Source organism: Rhodanobacteraceae bacterium, assembly GCA_016713135.1.
In the GTDB taxonomy this organism is placed as follows: Bacteria; Pseudomonadota; Gammaproteobacteria; order Xanthomonadales; family SZUA-5; genus JADKFD01.
This window is the reverse complement of sequence record JADJPR010000001.1, coordinates 120,139-144,618: the sequence shown is the minus strand read 5'-3', so window position 1 is coordinate 144,618 and position 24,480 is coordinate 120,139. Positions and strand designations below refer to the sequence as shown.

Below are 24,480 nucleotides of genomic sequence, written 5' to 3'. Positions count from 1 at the left end.
TTGCTTTGTGCGGGGAGCGCGATGGAACTGACTCGTTTGAGGATCGATGGGGTTCGCTGCTTGCGCCAAGTGGAGCTGCTGCCGTGCAATGGCTTGAACCTCTTGCTGGGTCCGAACGGCGCTGGCAAGACCAGTGTGCTGGAGGCGTTGTACCTGTTGGGTTCGGGAAAGAGCTTCCGCTTCGGTGGTCATGATTCGGTGATCCGGCGTGGCGATCCGGCGATGCGGGTGTACGCGGAGCTGCGCTTCGAGGGGCGCGAGGAGAGGATCGGTTTCGAGCGCACGCGGCAGGGCTGGCAGGGTTTGCACAATGGCGTGCGCGTTTCGGATCTGGTCGAGCTCGCATCGTTGATGCCGGTGGTCTGTTTCAGCCCGGAGTCCCACGAGTTGGTGTCCGGTGGCGCCGAATCCCGCCGGCGCTTCTTCGACTGGATTGTGTTCCACGTGGAACCGGATTTTGCCGGGGCCTACAGGCGCTACACTCGCTTGCTGCGTCAGCGAAATGCGTTGTTGAAGCGCTCGACCACATCCGAAGAACTCGCGGTATGGACGTCGGAACTGGCAATGGCTGGCGAGGCGCTCGCGGAATATCGGATGCGGGTGTTTCCGGCGTTTGCGGCTGGGATGACGCGCTCGCTTTCGAGTCTCCTCGGGGAGATGGGTCAGGCCGAAATTTCCCACAAACGGGGCTGGCGCGACGGCATTGCCCTGTTCGATCGGTTGTCGGGGCTATTGCCTCGTGAGCTGGAGTTGGGTCATACGTTGGCGGGCCCGCACCGCGCCGATTGGTCGGTGGTCCTGGGTGGGCAGCCCATCCGCGAGCAGGGTTCGCGCGGGCAGCAGAAGCTGGTAGCGCTGGCGGCTGTGCTCGTCGCGGCCGGCTTGTATCGCGAGCGGCTCGCGCATCCGCCGGTAGTTGCGCTGGACGACCTGGTGTCCGAGCTGGACGTGGACCACCAGCATCGGGCGCTGCGCGAGTGCGAAGATCTGGGCGGTCAACTCTGGGTGACCGGAACTCAGCGCTCCTCCGCGGTGGACGCGTGGCAGCGGGAGTGCCGAGTGTTTCACGTGGAACACGGTCAGGTGACGGCGGCCTGAGGATCGCCAGTTCCACGTGGAACCTTCCGGCAAACCGCAAGCCCAACGCTGCCACCCCAAAAGCCAGCGTCCGGAACCGGCCTGTTATACTTCCCGGCTTGCGCTCCACGCCTCCAAGGGCGCGCGCCTCAGACAGCCAAGCCTGGATCCATGAGCGACGAAACCCAGCAAAACCCCGCCGGCAATCCCAGCGACAAGGCCTACGACGCTGATTCAATCAAGGTCCTGAAGGGCCTCGACGCGGTGCGCAAGCGCCCCGGTATGTACATCGGCGACACCGACGACGGCACCGGTTTGCACCACATGGTGTTCGAGGTAGTCGACAACTCGGTCGACGAATCCCTCGCCGGCTACTGCAACGCGATCCAGGTGGTGATCCACACGGACGGATCGGTATCGGTGGCCGACAATGGCCGCGGCATCCCGGTTGCGATGCATGCGGAAGAGGGCAGGTCAACCGCCGAAGTGGTGATGACCGTGCTGCACGCCGGCGGCAAGTTCGACGACAACAGCTACAAGGTCTCCGGCGGCCTGCACGGCGTGGGCGTCTCGGTCGTCAATGCGCTCAGCTCCAAGCTGGAACTGACCATCGAACGCGATGGTCATCTGTGGGAACAGGAATACGCCCTGGGCGATCCGGTCTATCCCCTGCGCCAGGTGCGCCCGTCGACCGGACGCGGCACCAAGGTGCGCTTCAAGCCCAGCACCGAGATCTTTTCGGATGTCGAATTCCATTACGACATCCTCGCCAAGCGTCTGCGCGAGCTTGCCTTCCTCAACTCGGGCCTGAAGATCGAGCTGAAGGACGAGCGCAGCGACCGCAATGACGTCTTCCAGTACGAGGGCGGCATCCGCTCTTTCGTCCAGCACCTGGCGCAGCTCAAGACCGCGCTGCACCCCAGCGTCATCAGCGTCGGCGGCGTGTCCAACGAGATCGCGGTCGACCTCGCGATGCAGTGGACCGATGCCTACCAGGAAAACGTCTACTGCTTCACCAACAACATCCCGCAGAAGGACGGCGGCACCCATCTCGCCGGTTTCCGCGCCGCCCTGACACGCACCATCAACCAGTACGTCGAGCAATCCGGCGTACTGAAGAAGGACAAGATCGAGCTCTCCGGCGACGACAGTCGCGAAGGCCTGATCGCGGTCCTGTCGGTCAAGGTGCCGGACCCGAAGTTCTCCTCGCAGACCAAGGACAAGCTGGTCTCGAGCGAGGTCAAGACTGCGGTCGAGAGCATCGTCGCGGCGAAGATCAGCGAATTCCTCGCCGAGAACCCGAACGAGGCCAAGGCGATCACCTCCAAGGTGGTCGAGGCCGCGCGTGCCCGCGACGCCGCGCGCCGCGCGCGCGAGCTGACCCGGCGCAAGGGCGCGCTGGACATCGCCGGCCTGCCGGGCAAGCTGGCCGACTGCCAGGAGAAGGATCCGGCGCTGTCCGAACTGTTCATCGTCGAGGGCGACTCCGCAGGCGGCTCGGCCAAGCAGGGCCGCAACCGCAAGTTCCAGGCGATCCTGCCGCTCAAGGGCAAGATCCTGAACGTGGAAAAGGCGCGCTTCGACAAGATGCTGGCGTCGGCCGAGATCGGCACCCTGATCACCGCGCTCGGCTGCGGCATCGGCCGCGACGAATACAACCCGGACAAGGTGCGCTACCACCGCATCATCCTGATGACCGACGCGGACGTCGACGGCTCGCACATCCGCACCCTGCTGCTGACCTTCCTCTACCGCCAGATGCCGGAGCTGATCGAGCGCGGCTACGTCTACATCGGCCTGCCGCCGCTGTACAAGGTCACCCAGGGCAAGCAGATCACCTATCTCAAGGACGACGCCGCGCTGGCCAATTTCCTGCTGTCGAGCGCCGTCGATGGTGCCAGCCTGATCCCGAGCGAAGGCGCCCCGCCGATCGGCGGCGTGATCCTGGAACAGCTGATGCAGCGCTACGCGAACGTCACCGCGCACCTCAAGCGTCTGAAGCACCGCTACGATCCGCGCCTGCTCGAAGCCCTGACCGAGCTGCCGCCGGTGCAGCAGGCCACGCTCGGTGACCGCGAAGCCCTCGCGGCCCTCGGCCGCGCGCTGGAGCAGCGCCTGTCCGGCACCGCGCTGGACAGCCCGCGCTACCAGGTCACGGTGGTGGAGGACGGCGTGACGGGCGAGGGCGAGACCCGCGCCTGGCGCTCAGCGTCGAGCGCCAGCACCATGGCCTCGGCAGCCTGAGCCTGTTGACCCGCAGCTTCTTCGAGGGTGCCGACTACGCCCCGCTGGCCGAACTCGCGGCCCAGCTCGGCGATTTGCTGGGCCCCGGCGCCACCGTCGCCCGTGGCGGAAGATCCAGGCAAATCAACAACTTCGGTGAAGCCCACGAGTGGTTGATGGAGCAGGCCAAGCGCAACCGCGAGATCGGCCGCTTCAAGGGCCTGGGCGAAATGAACCCGGACCAGCTGTGGGAAACCACGGTCAATCCCGAGACCCGCCGCATGCTCAAGGTCGGCATCGAAGACGCCATCGCCGCCGACCAGATGTTCACCATGCTGATGGGCGAGGCCGTCGAGCCACGGCGGGAATTCATCGAAGCCAATGCGCTTCGAGTCGCCAACCTGGACGTCTAGCCCTCAGACGTGAAGTCGCCGCCCGCCGTGGCGGGCGCGCCGCATGCGGCGCGAGGCCGAGCGCCCCGAGGCTATGCCGAGGGGCCGGAACGAAGCCGTTGAGCCGAGACGGGAGTTCATCGAGGCCAATGCGCTACGGGTCGCAAATCTGGATGTGTAGGCCTCGTTCGACGGGTTCCAGCCCGTCTCGGCGAACGCGCGGCACCGCCGCGCGAGGCTGAGCGCCCGGCAGCTGTGCTGCCGGGCTGGATGCACAGCGCGAACACCCGGCAAGCGGCGGCGAAGAGAAGCCAATGCGCTTCGAGTCGCCAACCTGGACGTCTAGCCCTCAGACGTGAAGTCGCCGCCCGTCGTGGCGGGCGCGCCGCATGCGGCGCGAGGCCGAACGCCCGGCAGCCGCGGCGGAGTGAAAGCCGATGCGGTGCGAGTCGCCACCCTGGACGTGGAGCCACCGCTCCCATGCGCGCCGCGAGGCAAGCAATCTGGTGCTTCGGCTGAACAAGCGTTAAGCTCGGGCGGCGCCCCAAGAGAACGAGAATAGACATGAAGACGCTGACTGCACTGAGCCTTGCGCTCGCGCTGGTCTCCGGCCACGCCTTGGCTGAAACCGCGAACAAACCCGGACCAGCCGGCGGTGGTGTCCGCGTCGGCACGCCGATCGAGAACCCGGCGGCCACCATTTCCTACACCGGCAATAGCGCCGGTGGCCCTACCTGGAATCGCCCGGCGGTCGTGTCTGCCAGCGATTGCGGCGCCCTCTCCGGCGTCGGCACCGCCACGCCGTACTCGGCCCAGCCCTTCTATGTCGACACCCCGGGCAACTACGACATCTTCAGCGACCAGGGCTATGGCGGCGGGAAGTCGCCGGATGGCGGTTTCGACGGCTACATCGTGCTCTACCGCGACAGCTTCAACCCCGCCAGTCCGCTGACCAACTGTGTCGGTGGAGATGATGACGCCGCGGTGATCGGACTTTCCGAGATGCTGGGCGTTCCGCTGGATGGCAACCGCACCTACGTGCTGGTGACCACCGGCTTTTCCAACGGCGACGCCGGCGAATTCGAGAACGAGATCACCGGTCCGGGCAACATCGTCCTCAGCCAGTTCGCGCAGCCCCAGATCGCCGTGGATTCGATCGGGCGTGAAGGTTTGCTGCTGCTGGGTCTGTTGCTGGGAGTGGCCGGCATCGCGGCCGTCCGCCGCTACGGCTGAGCTTGGCTCGGCGCCAGGCGCCGAGTTGCCGCCAACTGAAGCAAGCGTGCACGCTGCTGCCACGCAAGCAGTGGGCACAGCACAATACGGCGCATCCGACGCCCGGAGCGCCGCCGTGCGCAAATGCCCGCTGCTTGTCCTCTTCACCCTGCTGATAGCCCCAGCGAGTCTGGCCACCGAGATCCCGACCAACGCCCGCAGCACCCAGGCGCTCTCGCGCGTGCAGCCGGCGCTGACCGCCGAGCTGAAAGCGCTTGGCGCCGACTGGGGCGCGCCGCTGTACCTGCGCATCTTCAAGGCCAGCGATGAGCTGGAGGTCTGGGTGGACACGGGCGAGCGCTACCAGCGCCTGCGCACCTGGCCGATCTGCACCTGGTCCGGAGACCTTGGCCCCAAGCTGCGCCAGGGCGACGGCCAGGCACCGGAAGGCTTCTACGAGGTGGCCGCCGGGCAGCTCAATCCGGTCAGCCGCTTCCACCTCTCCTTCAACCTCGGTTACCCGAATGCCTATGACCGCGCCCACGGCCGCACCGGCGACTACCTGATGGTGCACGGCAACTGCGTCTCGGTGGGCTGCTATGCGATGGGCGACGTGGCGATCGAGGAGATCTACTCGCTGGTCGCGGCCGCGCTGGCGCATGGCCAGCGCGCGGTGCCGGTGCATGCGTTTCCGTTCCGCATGGACGGCGACTGGGAGGCGCAGCATGCGGATAGCGAATGGCTGTCGTTCTGGCGCCAGTTGGCTCCGGCCTGGCAGGCCTTCGAGCGCAGCGGCCAGCCGCCGCGGATGCGCGTGGTCGACCGCGAGTACCGCCTCCACGAAGGCTGACGCCGCGCGCGCCTTGGGGCATCCTCAGGCCCCCACTGCATGCCCGCGAGGTGATCCCATGTCCCTGCAACTGGCGCCGGAACGGCTGGGCGAGTTCGTCCGCGGCATCCCGAAGGCGGAGCTGCACATCCACATCGAAGGCTCGCTGGAGCCGGAGCTGATCTTCGCGCTGGCGCAGCGCAATGGCGTGTCCATTCCGTATCCCAGTGTCGAATCGCTGCGCGCCGCCTACGCCTTCACCAATCTGCAGAGCTTCCTCGACATCTATTACGCCGGTGCCAGCGTGCTGCTGAAGGAGCAGGATTTCAGCGACATGGCCTGGGCCTACTTCCAGCGCGCGCATGCCGACCGGGTGACGCGCGCAGAGCTGTTCTTCGATCCGCAAACCCACACCGATCGCGGCGTGCCTTTCGCCACGGTGATCGACGGCCTGCGCGCCGCCTGCGACCGTGCGCGGCGCGAGCTCGGCATCGAGGCGGAGCTGATCCTGTGCTTCCTGCGCCACCTCGACGAGGCAGCGGCCTTCGCCACGCTGGAAGAGGCGCGCCCGCACCTCGGCAAGTTCATCGGCGTGGGCCTGGATTCCAGCGAAGTCGGGCACCCGCCGGAGAAGTTCGCGCGGGTGTTCGCCGATGCGCGCAAGCTCGGCCTGCGCGCGGTCGCGCACGCCGGCGAGGAGGGCCCGCCGGCCTATGTCTGGAGCGCGCTCGAGGTGCTGAAGGTCGAGCGTATCGACCACGGCGTGCAGTCGCTGAAAGACCCCAACCTGGTCCAACGCCTGGTGCGCGAGCGCATCCCGCTGACCGTCTGCCCGCTGTCCAACGTCAAGCTCTGCGTGTTCAAGGACCTGGCGCAGCACAACCTCAAGCAGATGCTCGACCTCGGCCTCGTCGCCACCGTGAACTCGGACGATCCAGCCTATTTCGGCGGCTACATGAACCAGAATTTCGAAGACTGCTTCCGCGCGCTGCCGCTGACCGCGGACGATGCAGTCACACTGGCGCGCAACAGTTTCGACGGCAGCTTTGCCAGCGCGGCCGAGAAGGCGGCGCACCACGGGCGCATCGACGCCTGGATCGCGGGCTTCCGCTGACCCTCGCGAGCGCGCCGACCGGGTTCGCTCCAGTCGGCGCGCGGTGGCCTCGCTTCGGCGGAACGTCCGGCGTTCCGGCGCCCTCGCCGCGTTCCATCGCAGGCCTCCACAGCGGACACCCTGCGATGCCCACCTTCCACTTCAAGCTGGCAATCCTGCTGGCCGCCCTTGCGGCGCCATTCCTCGCCGATACCGGCAGCGCTGCCACTTGCCAGGCAGTGCCGGAGCAGATGCGCGCCGCACACATCGCCGCGCCGGGTGGCCCTGAATCCCTGCGGATCGAACGCCTGCCTGTGCCGCAGCCCGCCTCCGGCGAGGTTCTGGTCCGGGTGCATTTCGCGAGCATCAATCCGGTCGACTGGAAACTGCAGCAGGCCGGGCGCCTGCCGTTTCCGGCCACGCCCGGTGGCGACTTTTCCGGCGAGGTCGTCGCCCTCGGCCCGGCCGTGGACGGCTTCGCCTGCGGCGACCTGGTTGCCGGCATCGTCGACCAGGCCGAGCGCCAGGGCAGCTACGCCCAGTACCTCACGGTACCCGTGAGCGAGATCGTGCCCAAGCCGGCGAAGCTGTCGATGGCACAGGCCGCGGCCTATCCCACCGTCGCGGTCGCGGCCTGGCGCTTCCTGGTCGAAGGTGCCACGGTGAAGGCCGGCGAACGCGTGCTGGTGCATGGCGGTGCCGGCGGCGTGGGCTCGATGGTGGTGCAGATCGCCAAGGCCCGCGGTGCGACCGTGATCGCCACCGCGTCGGCGCGCAATCACGATTACCTGCGTGGAATCGGTGCGGACCAGGTGATCGACTACACGACGACGCGCTTCGAGGACGTCGTGTCCGAGGTCGACGTGGTGGTCGATACCGTCGGCGGCGACACCCTGGCGCGCTCACCGGCAGTGCTGCGCGACGGCGGCCGGCTGGTCACGCTGGCCGGCACTGTGCCCGCGGAACCGTGCGCTGCCAGCCGCATCCAGTGTCCGCCGCGCGCAGCGTGGAACGTGCGCCAGGGCCTGACGGGCGTCGCGCCGCTGATCGCCGCCGGGCAGTTGCGCGTGCATATCGAGCGCAGCTATCCGCTCGCCGAGATCGCCGCCGCGCAGCAGCACAACCGCAACGGCCACACGCGCGGCAAGGTCGTGGTCGACATGGGCGCGACCGAGCCCGGCGATGAGACCCTCGTGCCCAAGACCGCCACCCAGTGGCCACAGATTTCGGGGATCAACCGCATCCACTTCCGCGATCACCGGCACAACCAGGACTTCGCCGGGAACGGATTCCTGCTCGAGCACGAAGGGACGACCTACGCCATCACCGCCAAGCATGTGCTGCTGCTGGCGCGCACTCCCGAGATGCACGCGGTCGATCTCGCCGGAACCGGCGTGCACTGGACCATTCACCCCAACGGCTCGCCCGGTGCCGGCGTGGAGCTCGGGGAACTGCTGAACGCAGATCCGGACGAGAAGCTCGACCCCTCGGTCATCGAACGCGATTGGCTGATCTTCGCGGTGCAGGAGAATCGGTCGCCCTTGCGGGCACTTCGCCTGCGCGAACGGCCATTGCCGCATGGCAGCGACGTATACGTCCTCGGCTGTGCCTACTCGCGCGCGGCAGACTGCCGCCAGGACGTGCTGCGCGGAACCGTCATCCCGACTCCGGACGGCCGCTTGCTGGTCGACCTCGCCGACGCCGACATGGGCGCCCTCGGCGGCCTCAGCGGCGCGCCCGTGGTCGACTCCGAGGGCGCGCTGGTTGCCCTCGTCTCGAACCTGGCGCCGCATCCGACCGAGGCGCGCGACGTGTTGGCACCCGCCCGCCTCGACCAGTTGCGCGAACGCCTCGCGGAGATCCGGCGAGCGCGGGCGTCGGCTCAGAGGATGTAGCGGCTCAGGTCCTCGTTCTTCGCCAGTTCGCCGAGGTGGCGGTCGACGAAGGCGGCGTCGATCACCACCTCCTCGCCGGCGCGCTCGGAGGCGTCAAAGGAGAGCGGTTCCAGCAGCTTCTCCAGCACCGTGTGCAGACGCCGTGCGCCGATGTTCTCCATCCGCTCGTTGACGTGCGCGGCGATCTCGGCGAGGCGACGGATGCCCTCGCGCGTGAACTCCAGCTTCAGCCCTTCCGTGGCCATCAGCGCAGCGTACTGGCGCGTTAATGCATTGGAGGGTTCGGAAAGGATCTTCTCGAAGTCGTCCACCCCGAGCGCGCTCAGCTCCACGCGGATCGGGAAACGGCCCTGCAGTTCCGGGATCAGGTCCGAGGGCTTGGCCAGGTGGAAGGCGCCGGAGGCGATGAACAGGATGTGGTCGGTCTTCACCGGGCCGTACTTGGTCGACACCGTGGAGCCTTCGACCAGCGGCAGCAGATCGCGTTGCACGCCCTCGCGGCTGACGTCGGCGCCGGAGTACTCGCCACGGCGGCAGACCTTGTCGATCTCGTCGAGAAACACGATGCCGTTCTGCTCGACGTTGCTGATCGCCTGCGTCTTGATCTCTTCGTCGTTGACCAGCTTGGCGGCCTCCTCCTCGACCAGCAGCGCGCGCGCCTTGGCGATGCTGAGCTTGCGCTTGCTGCTCTTGCCGCTCTGCAGGCTCTGGAACAGGCCCTTGAGCTGGCTGGTCATCTCTTCCATGCCCGGTGGCGCGGCAATCTCCACGCCCAGGTTCTGCGCGATCTCGATCTCGATCTCGCGCTCGTCCAGGCGCCCGTCGCGCAGCCGTTCGCGCATCTTGTTGCGGGTCTCGGCATCGCGGTCCAGCGACTGGCCCGGATCGTGTTCGAAAGACAGCCCGGTGCGGCGCGGCACCAGCACGTCAAGGATGCGCTCCTCGGCCTTCTCCTCCGCCTGCGCGCGCACCTTGGACACCGCCTGCTCGCGCTGCAGCTTCACCGCCGCATCGGCGAGGTCGCGGATGATGGCCTCGACATCCTTGCCGACATAGCCCACCTCGGTGAACTTGGTCGCCTCGACCTTGACGAAGGGCGCATTCGCCAGCGCCGCCAGCCGCCGCGCGATCTCGGTCTTGCCCACGCCCGTGGGCCCGATCATCAGGATGTTCTTCGGCATCACCTCGTTGCGCATCACCGGTTCCAGCTGCATCCGCCGCCAGCGATTGCGCAGCGCGATCGCCACCGCGCGCTTGGCGGCCTGCTGGCCGATGATGTACTGGTCGAGGGCGAGGACGATGTCGGCAGGCGTCACGCTTGCGGCTCCGGGTATGGCTTTCGTTGTTGCGGGTGAAACGTCAAACGTAAAACGTCAATGGATTGGGGGCGAGGTCGGGGATCAGCGCTTTGGTCTGGTTGTTGCATTGCGGGACTTCATCAGGCCGTTGAGCAGTCCGAACACCCTGTGGATCCGATCCTGCAGGTCCGCAATGTCTCCTGCCAATCCAACTTCGCGCGCGAGCCACAACTGGGTGTCCAGCTCAGCCAGCGAACCGCGAGCAATCAGAAGAAAGCGAAGCAGCTCGGCGCGCGAGCCGCGTGCTGCGCCCTCCGCGATGTTCGACGGCACGCTCACGGCGCTGCGGCGCAACTGGCTGGACAGGCCAAAGCGCTCGTCAGGCGGGAATTCGGCGGTCAGCCAGCGTTGCGACCGCCAGCCGCATCGCTTCTTTCCAGAGCTCCAGATCGTAATGCGCTGGCCGGAATGCCCCGGCACCCGCATTGACGTTTTCCGTTTCACGTTTGACCGCCACCCTCACAGCTCTTCGATGGTGAGGTTGTGATTGGTATACACACAGATCTCCGCCGCGATATGCAGCGACTTCTCCACGATCTCGCGGGCGGACAGTTCGGTGTGGTCGATCAGGGCGCGGGCGGCGGCCTGGGCGTAGTTGCCGCCGGAGCCGATCGCGATCAGGCCGTGCTCGGGTTCGAGCACGTCGCCGTTGCCGGTGATCAGCAGGCTGGCTTCCTTGTCGGCCACCGACAGCAGCGCTTCCAGCCGCTGCAGGCGGCGTTCGGTGCGCCAGTCCTTGGCCAGTTCCACCGCGGCGCGGGTCAGGTTGCCGCCGTGCTTCTCCAGCTTGGCGTCGAACAACTCGAACAGGGTGAAGGCATCCGCGGTGGCACCGGCGAAACCGGCCAGCACATTGCCCTTGCCGAGCCGGCGCACCTTGCGCGCATTGCCCTTGACCACGGTATTGCCGAGCGAGACCTGGCCGTCGCCGCCCATGACCACCTGGGTGCCGCGACGGACGGTGACGATGGTGGTGCCGTGAAAGGCTTCGAGCATGGCAGTGGTCCGCAGCGTAGGGCGAACCGCAGGGATGGGGTCAGCCCGGCGAAACACAAGCCGCGCGACGCGGGCGCAGGATGCGATCGGTGGCGCGGATGCCCGGGCGCTCAATGGCGATGAAGCTCAGGGTGCACAGCGCGATCAGCGCCGGCGTCAGCGCCACCACCACCGCCGTATAGCTCAGCGGCGACCAAGCTGCGGCTGCATCGATCCCGACAATCCCATGGAACAAGGTGAACAGCACGATGCCGTGCAGCAGGTAGACGCTGTAGCTGATCTCCCCGAGCAGCACCGACGGCCGCCAGCGCAGCAGGCCGAACAGATCGTTGCCGCCGGCGATCAGGCAGAAAGCGATGCCCAGCAGCGCCAGCGCCCACCAGTCGTAGAGGGTCGGGAAGGCCAAAACCAGCAGCGTCAGGCAAGCGAGCGCCAGCAGCCCCGCCAGCGGCCGCTCGGCGACGGCCCGCCAGCGCGCGGACCGCGCCAGCCCGGCGGCGAGCATTCCGCAGGCGAAGGTCAGCAGGTAGAAGCGCAGCGGTTGGAACACCGTCAGGATCGAGGCCAGCAGGACGCCGCCGACGAGCACCGCCGCCGGGCTGACGCGCGCGCGCAGCACCAGCGCCTGCAGCGGCAGCGAGGCATAGAACAGCCATTCGTAGGGCAGGCTCCAGGTCACGCCGGCGGTGATTCGCCAGGTGTCGCCGAACTGGTTCAGGTCCGGCGCGCCGGCGACCGTGAACGAGGCCCAGCGCAGCACATCGCCCGCGAGCTGTCCTGCCGGTACCTTCAGCTCACCCGCGCTGAGCAGCCAGATCGCGATGCACAGCAAGGCCAGCACGCTGAAGTACAGCGGCGCCAGGCGCATCACGCGCGACAGCGCCAGCCGCCGCCAGTCGATCGGCCGCTCGCGCCCGGCGAGCACCCGACCGAAGAACAGGAAACCGGTGATCATGAAGAACAGCGCCACGCTGCTCTGGCCAAGGTGCGTGTACAAATTCGACGCCGGCGCTTCCCAGCGCCCCGAATGCAGGTAGTCGTACCAGATGCGGCCGTGGTGCACGAACACGAACAGCGCAAGGTAGCCGCGCAGACCGTCGATGCGCGCCAGCCGGTCGCTGCCCGCCGGGATGCCGATCCAGCGCCCGCACGCCGCCGCCGTCAGCAGCGCGGCGGCGACGATCAGCAGCAGCGGCAGCGCGCCGCTCATCGGGGGTGCGCCCGCGCCTGCCTCAGGCGAGCGCCGCGTCCAGCTCGGCGATCAGGTCGGCGACGTCCTCGATGCCCACGCTCAGGCGCACGAGGTTGTCGTGGATGCCGAGCGCGGCGCGGCGCTCGGGCGGGATCGAGGCATGGGTCATGATCGCCGGGTGGTTGACCAGGCTCTCGACGCCGCCCAGCGATTCCGCCAGCGCGAACAGATGGCAGCGCTCCATGAAGCTGCGCGCCGCCGGCAGCCCGCCGCGCACATAGACACTGACGATGCCGCCGAAGCCGTGCATCTGCTGCGCCGCGAGCGCGTGCTGCGGGTGGCTCGGCAGGCCGGGATAGATCACCTTTTCGATCTTCGGGTGCTTCTCCAGGTGCTGCGCGATCGCCATCGCGTTGGCGCAGGTGCGCTCCATCCGCAGGTGCAGGGTCTTGATCCCGCGCAGCGCGAGGAAGCTGTCGAAGGGGCCCTGGATGCCGCCGACCGCGTTCTGCAGGAAGGTCATCTTCTCCGCGAGTTCCGGCTCGTCGCCGACCACGATCACGCCGCCGACCATGTCCGAATGGCCGTTCAGATATTTGGTCGCCGAGTGCATGACCATGTGCGCGCCGTGCTCCAGCGGGCGCTGCACCATCGGCGAGCAGAAGGTGTTGTCGACCACCAGAACCAGCCCGCGCTCGCGCGCGAAGGCACCCAGGCGCTTCAGGTCCACGATCTTCAGCATCGGGTTGGTCGGCGTCTCCGCCCAGATCAGCCGGGTCTCCGGGCGCACAGCGGCCGCCAGCGCGTCGAAATCGTTGAGGTCGACGAAGCTGAAATCGAGTCCCGCCGAACGCCGGCGCACGCGCTCGAACAAGCGGTAGGTGCCGCCGTAGACATCGTCCATGCACACCACATGGCTGCCCGAGTCGAACATGTCGAGCACCGTGCTGGTGGCCGCCAGGCCCGAGGCGAAGGCGTAGCCGCGCGTGCCGCCTTCCAGGTCGGCGATGCAGCGCTCCCAGGCGAAGCGGGTGGGATTGTGCGAGCGCGAGTACTCGAAGCCCTGATGCACGCCCGGGCTCGATTGCACGTAGGTGCTGGTGGCGTAGATCGGCGTCATCACCGCGCCGGTGGACGGATCCGGCGACTGGCCGGCGTGGATCGCGCGGGTGCCGAGGGCGTGCTGGGACATGGGGCTGGGCCTGCAACGGGGGTGGCGGGAGGATAGGGAATTCGCGCACGCGCGGCTGAATTGACGTTTCACGTTTGACTGGGCGGCGGTGCCGGGTGAAACGTCAAACGTGAAACGTCAATTGTCGCGGCACGCCGCCCGCGCCATCATCGCCGCACCTCCGCTGGGCGCACCCTGCATGTCGACCGACCCCGCCGCCACGCCCGTTCCCGAGCCGGCTGCACCGTCTCCCGCGCCCGCAGCCGCAACGCCCGCGCCAGCCGCCGCGCGCCCGCATGTGGTCGAGTTCCGCGGCGTCACCAAGACCTATGGCGAGGGCCCGAAGGCCTACACCGCGATCAAGGACGTCAGCTTCACGGTCGACGACAAGCCCGACCACGGCGAGTTCGTCGCCATCCTCGGGCCGTCCGGCTGCGGCAAGAGCACCATCCTGCGCATGATCGCCGGGCTGACGCCGCAGCACCCGCCGACCAGCGGCACGGTGCGCGTGTTCGGCCAGCCGATCGACGGCGCCGGTGCCGACCGCGGCATGGTGTTCCAGGACTACACCAGCTTCGATCACCTGACGGTGGTCGACAACGTCGCCTTCGGCCTGGAATGCCGCGGCGTGCCGCTGGCCGAGCGGCGCGACGCGGCGATGCAATGGATCGCGAAGGTTGGACTCAATCCCGCCAGCGACGCCACCAAGTTCCCGCACCAGCTCTCCGGCGGCATGCGCCAGCGCGTCGCGATCGCGCGCACCCTGATCCTGAAGCCGCGGATCATCCTGATGGACGAGCCCTTCGGCGCGCTCGACCCCGGCACCCGCTACGCGATGCAAGACCTGCTGATCAGCCTGTGGCGCGAGCAGCAGGCCACGGTCTTCTTCATCACCCATTCGATCGAGGAAGCGGTCTACCTTGGCGACCGCGTCCTCATCATGTCGCGCGCCCCCGGAACCATCCTGCACCAGCTCCCGCTGCCGCACCCCGACCGCCCGGCCAAGGAAATGCAGCGTGAACCGGCCTTCGTCGAGGAAGTGTTCCGCATCCGCGACATCGTGGATGAGCTGGAGAGGCCGGGGTGAAGCCGGTGGTGGTGTGGGTTGTTGGTGTTGGTGAGAGCCGGTGTTGGTGTTAGTTGTTGGTGTTGGTCGAGGCCGCTGCTGGCGGACAAAGGGTGCTTGAACCCACACCAACACCAACAACCAACACCTGCTCTCAGGGTTTGCGCGCCAGCACCATCACTTCCACCCGTTGTACGCCAGCGGCCTTGAGCACGCGCGCGGCTTCGTTGACGGTGGCACCGCTGGTCATCACGTCGTCGACCAGCGCCACATGGGGCGGAAGGGCGGCGGCGGTGACGGCAAAGGCATCGCGCACATTGCGCCGGCGGGCGTCCCAGTCGAGGCCCGGCATCGGGGCGGTGGCGCGGGCGCGGGTCAGGGCGTGCTGCACCGGGATCGCGAGTTCGCGGCCGAGGTCGCGGGCCAGTTCCAGCGCCTGGTTGTAGCCGCGCTGGCGCAATCGGCTCGGGTGCAGCGGCACCGGAACCAGCGCGGCGGGCAGTGCCTCGCCACTCGCTGCGCGCGCTGCGCGCAAGGCCGCCAGCCAGTGCGGCAGCAGCGCACGGCCCACCGCGAGCGCATCACCGAACTTGAGCCGCTGTACCAACTGGTCCAGCGGCGCGAGGTACTGGAAGCCGGCCCAGGCGGCGTCGAAGGCGGGCGGATGCTGGCTGCACTTGCCGCAGAGCGGGGTCGGCCGCGGCAGCGGCTCCGCGCACCGCGCGCATGCGCTGCCGTTCGGAACCAGCAGCGCCAGGCAGTCCTCGCACAGGCGCGCACCGGCCGCCTCGCGCCGGCACAGCACGCAGGCCGGCGCGAGCAGGGCGGCGCCGAGGGTATCGGCAAGTTGGCCCAAGCGCGAGAGCATCGACATGCGCCCAGTGTAGCCAATAGCCCGCCGCGCACCGCACGCCGGCGTACAGTTGACGCCCGCGCGCCCATCCCGTCGAATGCGCGGCCTTCGTCCCGCGCCCTGGAACCATGACCGCCATCCGCCACGACTGGACCCGCGAGGAACTCGCGGCGCTGTTCGAGCTGCCGCTGCTCGACCTGATCCATCGCGCCGCCACGGTGCACCGCGAGCATTTCGACCCGCGCGAGGTGCAGGTCTCCACGCTGCTGTCGATCAAGACCGGCGCCTGCCCCGAGGATTGCGCCTACTGCCCGCAGAGCGCGCACTTCAAGACCGGCCTCGGCGTCGAGCGCCTGCTGCCGCTGGAGGTGGTGCGCGAGAGCGCGGCGCAGGCGAAGGCCGCCGGCGCGACCCGCTTCTGCATGGGCGCGGCCTGGCGCAGCCCGCGCGACAAGGACCTCGACCACGTCATCGCGATGGTGGAAACCGTGCGCGAGCTGGGCCTGGAGACCTGCGTCACCGCCGGCATGCTGCGCGCCGACCAGGCGCAGCGGCTGAAGGACGCGGGCCTGGACTACTACAACCACAACCTCGACACCTCGCCCGAGTTCTACGGCGAAATCATCAGCACGCGCACCTTTGAGGATCGCCTCGACACCCTGGCCGCAGTGCGCGATGCCGGCATGAAGGTCTGCTGCGGCGGCATCGTCGGCATGAACGAGGCGCGCAGCGACCGCGTGGGCCTGCTGCACTCGCTGGCGACCCTGCCGCGGCACCCGGAATCGGTGCCGATCAACCTGCTGGTGCGCGTGCCCGGCACGCCGCTGGCCGACGCCCCGGCGCTGGAACCCTTCGAATTCGTGCGCACCATCGCGGTGGCGCGCATCGCGATGCCGGCCTCGGTGGTGCGCCTGTCCGCCGGCCGCGAGGGCATGAGCGAGGAGCTGCAGGCGCTGTGCTTCCTCGCCGGCGCCAACTCGATCTTCTACGGCGAGAAACTGCTGACCACCGGCAACCCCGAAGCCGAGCGCGACCGCGCGCTGCTGGCCAAGCTGGGCCTGGTGGGGCTGGGCGCCTGACCAGGCCAGTTCAACGCGGAGACGCGGAGGACGCAGAGAAGAGCGAAAGACTGCCTCGGCATGTCGGTTCTGCTTCTCTCCGCGTCTCAGCGACATCGGGCCGGCTAAACGCGGAGACGCAGAGGACGCAGAGAAAAGCAGAAGAACATCCGCAATGTCTTCTCGTTCCGGATCACACCCGCAGAATGTGAGCTCTTGGCTTCTCTCCGGCTTTTCTCTGCGTCCTCCGCGTCTCCGCGTTTAACCACTCCCCAATAGCGATGCGCCCAGACTTCGCGGCCAGCCTCCAGCACGCACACGCCCGGCGCATCGAAGCCGGCCTGTTGCGTCGCCTGCGTGCCACGGGCGCGAGCAGGCCGGGACGGATCGTGCTGGATGGGCGTGAGCTGGTCGATTTCGGCAGCAACGACTACCTTGGCCTGGCGCAGCACCCGCGGCTGGTCGAGGCCTTCGCCGCTGCGGCGACCGAGGGCGTCGGCGCGCGTGCCTCGCACCTGCTCGGCGGCCACCGCGATGCGCATGAGGCGTCGGAGCGGGCGCTGGCGGCGTGGATCGGCTATCCGCGTGCGCTGCTGTTCTCGACCGGCTACATGGCGGCCACCGGCACCCTGTCGGCGCTGCTCGGGCGCCACGATCTGTGCGTGCAGGACCGGCTCAACCACGCCTGCCTGATCGACGGCGCGCGCCTCGCCGATGCATCGCTGCAGCGTTATCGCCACGGCGATGTGGCCTATGCAGCGCGCCTGCTCACGGCTGCACCGGAGCGCCGCGCGCTGCTGGTCAGCGACAGCGTGTTCAGCATGGATGGCGACATCGCCCCGCTGGCGGACCTGGCCACCCTGGCGCAGCGCGAGCGCGCCTGGCTGATGGTCGACGAGGCGCATGGCATCGGCGTGCTCGGGCCGCAAGGCCGCGGCGCCTGCGCTGCAGCGGGCCTCGGTTGCTCCGACGTGCAAGTCTGGATGGGTACGCTGGGCAAGGCGCTCGGCGGCTTCGGTGCCGTCATCTGCGGCGACGACACCCTGGTCGACGCACTGGTCAACGGCGCGCGGAGCTTTGTCTACACCACTGCGCTGCCGCCGGCGCTGGCTGCGGCCATGTGCGTCGCGGTGCAACTGGCACAAGACGCGGACGACCGCCGCGATCACCTGGCAGGCCTGGTCGCGCAGCTGCGCGATGGCGCGGCGGCGCGTGGGTGGACCCTGCTGCCGTCCGCCACGCCGATCCAGCCGCTGCTGGTGGGCGATGCGCGCGCGGCCGTCGCGCTGGCAGCGCGGCTGGAACAGGCCGGTTTTTACTGTCCCGCCGTCCGCCCGCCCACCGTGCCGCAAGGCAGCGCACGCCTGCGCATCAGCCTGTCGGCGGCGCACACGGAGGCGGATGTGGAGCGGTTGCTGGCGGCGCTGGGGAACGCGACTGAAGCGTAGGCCGGTGTATCGCGCAGCGATTCACCGGCTGCGTGGGCTTGTCGCAAGTACCCGGGGAACGCTCCGCGTACCCCGGGCTACGCGGCTGGCGACGCGAAAAGCGGGTCAGGGGGCAGGGGACGAGGCTTGCCGCGGGGATGACCCGTCTCGTGAGGATGCAGTTCGCACCGCAAAGCCCCGTTTGCGGCGCCGCCCGGACATTCGGTGGGCTGGGTCCCCTGCCCCCTGACCCTTGCCCCGCCCCTGCAGCTCTGCTCAGGACGCAATGCGGTTGCGCCCGCCTTCCTTGGCCGCCTTGAGCTTCTCTTCGGCGCGCTCGATGGTGATCGCGGCGCTCTTGAACTCGGGTTTCCACAGCAGCGCGCCGATGCTGACGCTGGCGCGCCGGCTCTGGCCGGCGATGAAGAATTCGACATTGGCGATCGCCGAGCGCACCGCGTTGAGCATCTTCTCGGCTTCTTCCATGCCGGTCTCGGGGAGCATCGCGGCGAACTCGCCGCCGCCGAAACGGCACAGCAGGTCTTCCTCGCGCAGCCCGGCCTTGAGTGCCTTGGCGACCTGCTTGAGCACATCGTCGCCGGCGGCCTTGCCCCATTCGCGGTTGATCCGCGACAGCTCGTCGATGTCGACGATGGCGAGCACGAACTCGCGGTTGCGCCGGGTGCTGCGCGCGATCTCCTGCTCCAGCGACTGTTCGAACACGCGCCGCTGCGACAGCCCGGTCAGCTGGTCGTGGCTGACCAGGTCGAAGAACTCGCTCTGTGCGGCGTGATCGACGTCCTGTTCCTGGGTGAACTGCACCACGGTACCGCCGACGGTGATGAAATCGCCGTCCTTGAGCCGCGCCTCGACCACCGGGCGGTCGTTGAGGTAGGTCTTGTTGGTCGAGTTCAAATCGCGCACCCAGAAGCCCGAGTTGTCGCGCCAGACGCGGCAATGCAGGCGCGAGATCGCGCGATTGAGCAAGCGGAAGTCGCAGTCGGCCGAACGCCCCAGCGTCACCGGCACATCGCCGAGCTTGAGCCGGCGGCCCTGGTTCTCGCCCTGGGTGACCGTCAGGTAGGCGCTGTGCTTGGTCGATATGGCTTCCGCCAGCTTGGCAAGACTGCCGCGCTGCGTGGTCAGCGTATCGGATTCGCGTTCCGCCATGAGTCGGGCGCCCTGGGTGCGACCTAAGTTGAACGGGATTGTAGTCCGGAAGGGGACATCGGCGGGAAGCGGCGACCATTCAGCCGGCATGCGGCAGCCCCGAGCAACGCCTCCTGCTCCAGTCCGCAGCCGTGGCGGGCCATCCATTCGCGCAGGCGGGCGACGGCCGGGTCCTGGAACTGCGCCTGCAGGCTCTCCAGCTCGGGACTGCTGACCTTGAGGCCGGGTTTGCCGTGCCGGGCGAGCAGCGCTTCCAGGTCGGGCGGCAGGTACAGGCGGACCCGGGCACCGGCGGCGCGCAGGCGCAGGTACTCGCACAGCCCGGTGGCATCGTAATCGCCCGCCTGCAGCAGCTCGATCGGCTCGCGCTCCTGCACCGTCTGCGCGGCAAGCCAGTCGCGCACGCGCTGGTCGAGGCGGCCAGCGGCGTAGACGAAGCTGCGCGCCGGCATCCCGCGCGCCGCCAGTTGTTCGGCGGCGAAGAAGGGCTCGCGGTTCTCGATCACCGCAACGGCGCCAAACAGGCGGTGGCCGGCGAGATCCTCGACGGCCAGCGCGAAGGCGCCGTGGCGCTCGGTTTCGCGGGCAAGGTCGACCTCGCGCGTCGGCGTGGCGACGCGCGTGCCGGGCAGGCCGCGCAGCAGCACCAGCGCCGGCGCGTCCGGGGAAGCGAGTCGCGAGTCGCGCCAGTTGAGCACAGCTTCGGCGCGAGATGCGGGTGCCGGCGCATCGAGACCGCCGGGAAAACGCTGCAGGATGTAGGCGCGCAACACCTCGGGCTGGCGCACTTCCAGGCGCTCGCCGACGCCGCTGCGCACGCGCCCGAGCACGCCGGTGGCGAGCAAAGGCGCCAGCCAGCGCAGCAGCGCCGCCGAGCAAGCCGACAGCGGCAGCCCGCCTTCAGCCGCCAGTTGCCGCAGGGCGTTCCCCGGCATCCTCATCGGCGCGCTCCAGAGTCAAGGCGTTGGCGGCGGACAGCAGGACGCGGCCGTTCGGCAATCGCGTCGGCACATAGACGCGCGCGGCCGCATCGCTGCCGTCGGGACTGGCCAGCACCGGCGCGAAGCCGAAGGACTCGGCCAGGCGCACGATCGCGCGCAGGTTGGCGCGGTCGAGCGCGTTCGCCTCGTCGAGGAAGAAGGGCAGCCGGTAGCCTTCGCGCTCGCGCATCAGGCCGCGCAGCAGGGTCAGCAGGGTCAGCACCTTGATCGTGATCGAGGTGCCGTTGCTCTCGATGCGGTCGAGGTGCGGGTAGCGCGTGGTCACCCCGTTGGCGCGCGTCACCTCGAATTCGAGCTGGAACAGCTCGACCAGCTCCAGCGCGCTGCGCTGCTCGAGGAACTCGCCGACGCGCTGCTCGGCGCGCGCGAAGGCGCTGCGGTCAGCGAACAGATCGGCGCCCACCTGGGCCTTGTGCTGCAGCACGAACTGGCGGATCACGCCGCAGGACTCGGGCAGCTCGCGCAGGCCCAGGCGCAGCTCCTTCAAGTCCGACACATGTGCCTGCTTCAACAGGCGGTTGAGCGCGTCGATGCGCGTGCGCAGCCGCTCCAGGTCCGCGAGCTGGGCGTCGAAGGCCGCCGACAGCCCGGCGATGAAGCCGCGCCAGGCTTCGGCGAGCGCCGCGCGCTTTTCGCCGAGGCCATCCAGCTCCTGCGCCAGTGCGGCGGCAAAACCGTCGTCGAGTGCCAGGCGCGGCAGCGCGCGGGCGAGGCGATCGCGCGCGTCATCGAGCAGGCTGGCCAATTGCGCCGTGGCTTGCTGCTGGCGCTGGTAGCGCTCCACGAGTGCACGCCAGTCGGCGTCATCGGTTTCGAGCGCCGCCGGCTCCCAGTCCGGATCGGGCGGGGTCAGCGCCTGCACCGCGCGTTCGATCGCCTTGCCCTCGCGCTCCAGCTCGGCCGCCTCGCGCTGGCTGGCGTCGATCCGCTGGCGCGTCGCCGCCGCCTCGGCCGCCAGCGTCTCGAGCGTGGTGTCGACCTCGACTTGCTGCTTCTCCAGCTCGCGCCGCTCGCGTTCGAGCGGACGCACCCGCGCCTCGGCCGCCTGCCAGTCGCGCTGGCCGGCGAGGCGCCGCCGACACTCGTCCACGCGGGATTCGAGCGCCGCCAGCTCGCGCTCGCCGCGCTCACGGTCGGCGGCGATGGCCTGCTCGCGCTGCAGTCGTTCGAGATCGCGTTCGAGACCGGTGATCGCCTCGGCCAGTGCTTCGGGATCGGCGTAACGCGCCAGCGCGGGCGGCGGCAGCGCGGCGATGTCGAGCGCAACCCCGATCGCACGCAACGAGCCCGTCTGCAGGCGCGCATCGATTTCGCGCAGGCGCGCCACGAAGGTCGCCGGGTCATGGATGGCGAGCGCGCCGCCGCTGCGTGGCAGCCCGAGCAGGCCGGGATCGAGCACGCGGAACAGACGTTCGAGCGCGGCCGTGTCGAATCCGGATTGCTGCAGCCAGCCGGCCAGGTTGTCGGCTGCCGCGGCCAGTTCGGTGCGCCGCAGCGCCAGCTCGCGGCTGCGCTCGGCGTGCTCGCTGGCGAGTGCGCGCAGGCTGCGCCCGCGCACGCTCGCGAGGCTCTGGCGCAGCGCGTCGCACTGCGCCTGCAGGTTGTCGCGCGAGGCGGTCTCCAGATCCACCAGCACGCCGCCGTAGGCCTCGCGCAGGGTGTCGCGTTGCTTGAGTTCACCGTCGATCGCACCGAGGCGCCGCAGGCATTGGTCGCGTTGGGCGCGTGCCTGCGCGAGGCGCGCTTCGATCGTCGCCAGCCTGGCGCCCTCCTGCTCGCGCCGTTGCTCGACGTCCGCCAATGCCCGCGTGCGCTGCGTGCGGCGCTCGGCGACCACTGCCAGCAGGCGTCGCCAGGTCGCCACCGCCTCGCCGCGCGTGCCCAGCCAGCGCTGGTGGCGTTCGAGGAACTGGCGCGCATCGGGCTCGATCTCGCCGAGCGCGTCCACCTCGCGCTTCTGCCTTTGCACCGTGCGCCAGCTCTGCGCGAACTCGGTCGCGAGCTGGATCTGCGGGCGCTGGAAGTCGGCCGCGTGGGCCTCGACGAACAGCCTCTTCAGATCCTCCTGGCGCAAATGCGCCAGGCGCAGCAGGTACAGGAACAGGGTGCGGAAGCGCTCGTAGTCGCCGCGATTGCGCAGCGGCAGCAGGCCGAGCGGTGGCACGCCCGCACTCTCTTCGCCGAGTGCCGCGCGCAGCTCGCGCGGCTCCACCGGCCGGTACTGGCGCAGCGCCAGGCGTGCGAGCACGTCTTCGGGCTCGCGGATGCGCCGGGTGTCGGATTCGACGTAATCCTCGGCCACGTACGGACCCTCGGTCACGTAGCGCTCCCAGGCATAGGCGCGTGCCGGGCCGAGGCCGCGCAGGCCGACGCAGCGGTAGCGCTTGTCGCGGCACAGGCACTCGAACACGATGTGGCTGTAGAGCCCCGGGAAGTAGTAGCGGCGGGTCTCCTCGAGCGACTTGTCGGCGAAGTGCATCGCGCGCGCATCGTCGATGTAGAGGAACTGCAGGGTGTTGACCAGGGTGGTCTTGCCGATGTTGTTGGCGCCGGCCAGGTGCAGCGAGCGGTCGAGCGCCACCTCGGCGTGCTCGTACTTGCCGGCATTCAGCAGGACCACGCGCACCGGGCCGGTGGCGAGCACGCTCATTGCGCTTCCTCCGCCGGCGCGTTCTCGCCCAGTGCCGTGCGCGCATCCAGGCACAAATCGACGAAGCGCATCGCCGGTGGCCGCAGGCGCAGTTCGCGCCCGCGCACCTCGGCGAAGCCATAGCGGCGCAACTGCTGCACCACGTTGTCCAGACCGGCCGCGTCGGTGATCCGCACCTGGCGCAGATAGCCCTGGTAGCGCGCCTGCGCGAGGTGCGGCAGTCGGTCGAGGTCGAAAGGCGCGTCGAACAGCCGCGCCTCGATGTCCGCACCCTGGTCGACCAGGTGGTCGATCAGCACCAGCATGAACACGCCGCACTGGACCAAGCCCTCGGGCGCGTGCTCGCGTTCGTCGTCGCGCAGGCAGAAGAACTGGTGCGGATGGTGCACCAGCTCGAAGCCGAGTGCGGCGAACAGCGCGGCGTACTCGGCCTCATGCGTGCGCAGCGCCTGGTAGCTCGCGCCGTCCTCGGCGCACAGGTGCAGCCCGCGCCGCAGCTCGGAAAACACGCGCTTGAGTTCGGGCAGCTCGGTGGGGTTCATGGCAACGCGTCAACGGCGAGCGGACGATAGCCGATGCGCCCGTCGACCCGCTCCAGCGTGTGCGCCGGCGCCTGCGCGACCGGATGTCCGTCGGCCGCCAGCGCGACATAGGCACGCACCAGTTCCGACAGCGGCGCATCCGGGATCCGCGGTGCCAGCCATCCCAGCAAGTCGGCGACCGGCAGCGCAGCCGCGAGCTCCGCCCGCAGGCGCTGCACGCCAACGATGCTGGCGCTTGCCGCCTCGCCGACACCGAGCGGTGGCGGCTGCAGCGGCTGGTGGCGGCCCATGTCGACCAGCCGCGCGGCGAGCGCCGCATCGCTGAACTGGCCCTGCCACTGCACCCGGGCGATGGGCAGCGCCCGGCCGAGGCCGCTCGCACCGCGCTGACTCAGCGCGTGCAGCCAGCGCCCGCAGCCCTCGGCGATCAGGTTCTGCCGACGCGCGCGCTCGTACAGCGGCAGCAGTTCGCGGAAGCCCTCCGAGTAGCAGCTGCCGGCCTGCGTGCGCAGCCGCAGCAGCCGCGCCTGGACGCGGTTGCAGGCCTCGGCGACCACGCCATGTGCGAGGAAGGCCTCGCGCGCGTCGGCGAGCGCCTGGCGTGCCGCGTCGAAGGCCGTGTGCGCCCACTCGCCGGGCTCCACCAGCGCGCGCAGCGGCCCGAGGAAGTCGTGCCAGAGTGCATTGATGCGCAGGTAGCGCTCGCGCACGGTGTAGCCGTCGGCGCCCGCCTTGGTCGCGACCACGCGTTCGAGGATCGCCGCATGGTTGGCGTTGGCGTAGGCGCGCACGCGCTCGATCGCCGCGGCCATGCGCTCCAGCGCCAGGGTGGCCGCTTGCGGGTCGACAGCAGGCGCGGCGGCGATCAGCGCCTGGCGCTGCGCGTCGATCTCGCCGACATAGCCGCGGATCGCCTCCGGCGTCACCAGTTCGTGCATCCGCAGCAACTGGCCGAGGAAGCCGCGCGCCGCCAGCGAGAGTTCCAGCGACAGGCTCTCGCCGGGGCGTTCTTCGACCACGCCGAGCTCGGTCAGGCGTTTGAGCGCGCCCGTCGAGACGCTCTCACCGGCGGGTAGCCGCGCCTGCAACTCGGTCTGCGTCAACCCGTCCGGCGCCTCCAGCAGGGCGCGCAGCAGCGCCTCCTGGTCGGCCAGCAGATTGAGCAGGGAGCGCAGGCTGGCCATCGGTCGCGCCGCGGTGAGAGGCGCCCGATTGTAGGAAACTTCGGGCGCGCGGGGGACTCAGGGCCAGTACCCGAGGAACGCGCGGGGCGCC

Annotated in this window: 18 protein-coding genes and 2 pseudogenes; 9 read left to right on the top strand and 11 right to left on the bottom strand. The window is 69.1% G+C overall.

Annotated features, from left to right (window positions below; all coding sequences use genetic code 11):
* Nucleotides 1–21 precede the first annotated feature (21 nt).
* The 6 genes and pseudogenes from recF (at nucleotide 22) to IPK27_00490 (ending at nucleotide 8,721) form a co-directional block, all read left to right on the top strand.
* Nucleotides 22–1,098 (top strand): DNA replication/repair protein RecF, encoded by a 1,077-nt coding sequence (gene recF / locus IPK27_00515; GenBank protein MBK8066145.1) that lies wholly within the window; start codon nucleotides 22–24, stop codon nucleotides 1,096–1,098.
* Nucleotides 1,099–1,248: 150 nt separating this feature from the next.
* Nucleotides 1,249–3,713, top strand: a pseudogene (gene gyrB / locus IPK27_00510) (DNA topoisomerase (ATP-hydrolyzing) subunit B).
* A gap of 543 nt (nucleotides 3,714–4,256) precedes the next feature.
* The gene (locus tag IPK27_00505; protein MBK8066144.1) at nucleotides 4,257–4,925 is read left to right on the top strand and encodes a hypothetical protein; all 669 of its coding nucleotides are present in this window, start codon (nucleotides 4,257–4,259) and stop codon (nucleotides 4,923–4,925) included.
* A 115-nt stretch (nucleotides 4,926–5,040) separates the two neighbouring features.
* Nucleotides 5,041–5,754 carry a murein L,D-transpeptidase gene (locus IPK27_00500; GenBank protein MBK8066143.1) on the top strand — a complete coding sequence of 238 codons (714 nt, stop codon included), beginning with the start codon at nucleotides 5,041–5,043 and terminating at the stop codon, nucleotides 5,752–5,754.
* Nucleotides 5,755–5,812: 58 nt separating this feature from the next.
* Nucleotides 5,813–6,847 carry an adenosine deaminase gene (locus IPK27_00495; GenBank protein MBK8066142.1) on the top strand — a complete coding sequence of 345 codons (1,035 nt, stop codon included), beginning with the start codon at nucleotides 5,813–5,815 and terminating at the stop codon, nucleotides 6,845–6,847.
* 125 nt (nucleotides 6,848–6,972) lie between these two features.
* Nucleotides 6,973–8,721, top strand: a complete 1,749-nt coding sequence (locus IPK27_00490; protein ID MBK8066141.1) for a zinc-binding dehydrogenase — start codon at nucleotides 6,973–6,975, stop codon at nucleotides 8,719–8,721.
* On the opposite strand, the gene hslU is transcribed toward IPK27_00490, so the two are convergent.
* The 5 genes and pseudogenes from hslU to IPK27_00465 form a co-directional block, all read right to left on the bottom strand.
* Entirely contained in the window at nucleotides 8,709–10,055 is a 1,347-nt protein-coding gene (hslU, locus tag IPK27_00485; GenBank protein MBK8066140.1) for an ATP-dependent protease ATPase subunit HslU, read from the bottom strand. The genes IPK27_00490 and hslU overlap by 13 nt on opposite strands.
* A gap of 66 nt (nucleotides 10,056–10,121) precedes the next feature.
* A pseudogene (locus IPK27_00480) lies at nucleotides 10,122–10,446 on the bottom strand (four helix bundle protein).
* A 92-nt stretch (nucleotides 10,447–10,538) separates the two neighbouring features.
* Entirely contained in the window at nucleotides 10,539–11,075 is a 537-nt protein-coding gene (hslV, locus tag IPK27_00475) for an ATP-dependent protease subunit HslV (GenBank protein MBK8066139.1), read from the bottom strand.
* Between the two features lie 40 nt (nucleotides 11,076–11,115).
* Complete coding sequence (locus tag IPK27_00470; GenBank protein ID MBK8066138.1) at nucleotides 11,116–12,285, bottom strand: acyltransferase; 1,170 nt, start codon at nucleotides 12,283–12,285, stop codon at nucleotides 11,116–11,118.
* A 22-nt stretch (nucleotides 12,286–12,307) separates the two neighbouring features.
* Complete coding sequence (locus IPK27_00465) at nucleotides 12,308–13,459, bottom strand: PLP-dependent transferase (protein ID MBK8066137.1); 1,152 nt, start codon at nucleotides 13,457–13,459, stop codon at nucleotides 12,308–12,310.
* A gap of 178 nt (nucleotides 13,460–13,637) precedes the next feature.
* On the opposite strand from IPK27_00465, the gene IPK27_00460 reads away from it, so the two are divergent.
* Nucleotides 13,638–14,525: an ABC transporter ATP-binding protein gene (locus IPK27_00460; protein ID MBK8066136.1), complete on the top strand. Its 888-nt coding sequence runs from the start codon at nucleotides 13,638–13,640 to the stop codon at nucleotides 14,523–14,525.
* A 133-nt stretch (nucleotides 14,526–14,658) separates the two neighbouring features.
* Here the strand turns inward: IPK27_00460 and IPK27_00455 are convergent, their stop codons facing one another.
* Complete coding sequence (locus IPK27_00455) at nucleotides 14,659–15,372, bottom strand: ComF family protein (protein ID MBK8066135.1); 714 nt, start codon at nucleotides 15,370–15,372, stop codon at nucleotides 14,659–14,661.
* 113 nt (nucleotides 15,373–15,485) lie between these two features.
* On the opposite strand from IPK27_00455, the gene bioB reads away from it, so the two are divergent.
* Both bioB and bioF read left to right on the top strand, forming a co-directional pair.
* The gene (bioB, locus tag IPK27_00450) at nucleotides 15,486–16,436 is read left to right on the top strand and encodes a biotin synthase BioB (protein ID MBK8066134.1); all 951 of its coding nucleotides are present in this window, start codon (nucleotides 15,486–15,488) and stop codon (nucleotides 16,434–16,436) included.
* A 260-nt stretch (nucleotides 16,437–16,696) separates the two neighbouring features.
* A complete protein-coding gene (bioF, locus tag IPK27_00445; protein MBK8066133.1) occupies nucleotides 16,697–17,863 on the top strand; it encodes an 8-amino-7-oxononanoate synthase in 1,167 nt (388 codons plus the stop codon).
* A gap of 255 nt (nucleotides 17,864–18,118) precedes the next feature.
* Here bioF and IPK27_00440 read toward each other — a convergent pair whose 3' ends face one another.
* The 5 genes from IPK27_00440 to IPK27_00420 are packed head-to-tail and all read right to left on the bottom strand — an operon-like array spanning nucleotide 18,119 to nucleotide 24,389.
* On the bottom strand, nucleotides 18,119–19,012 hold the full coding sequence (locus tag IPK27_00440) for a GGDEF domain-containing protein (protein MBK8066132.1): 894 nt from the start codon (nucleotides 19,010–19,012) through the stop codon (nucleotides 18,119–18,121).
* A 23-nt stretch (nucleotides 19,013–19,035) separates the two neighbouring features.
* The gene (locus IPK27_00435) at nucleotides 19,036–19,953 is read right to left on the bottom strand and encodes a hypothetical protein (protein ID MBK8066131.1); all 918 of its coding nucleotides are present in this window, start codon (nucleotides 19,951–19,953) and stop codon (nucleotides 19,036–19,038) included.
* Nucleotides 19,913–22,663, bottom strand: a complete 2,751-nt coding sequence (locus tag IPK27_00430; protein MBK8066130.1) for a hypothetical protein — start codon at nucleotides 22,661–22,663, stop codon at nucleotides 19,913–19,915. The genes IPK27_00435 and IPK27_00430 overlap by 41 nt, the downstream gene beginning before the upstream one ends.
* Nucleotides 22,660–23,205, bottom strand: coding sequence for a hypothetical protein (locus tag IPK27_00425; protein ID MBK8066129.1), 546 nt, complete (start codon nucleotides 23,203–23,205; stop codon nucleotides 22,660–22,662). The genes IPK27_00430 and IPK27_00425 overlap by 4 nt, the downstream gene beginning before the upstream one ends.
* Nucleotides 23,202–24,389: a hypothetical protein gene (locus IPK27_00420; protein ID MBK8066128.1), complete on the bottom strand. Its 1,188-nt coding sequence runs from the start codon at nucleotides 24,387–24,389 to the stop codon at nucleotides 23,202–23,204. The genes IPK27_00425 and IPK27_00420 overlap by 4 nt, the downstream gene beginning before the upstream one ends.
* Between the last annotated feature and the right edge of the window lie 91 nt (nucleotides 24,390–24,480).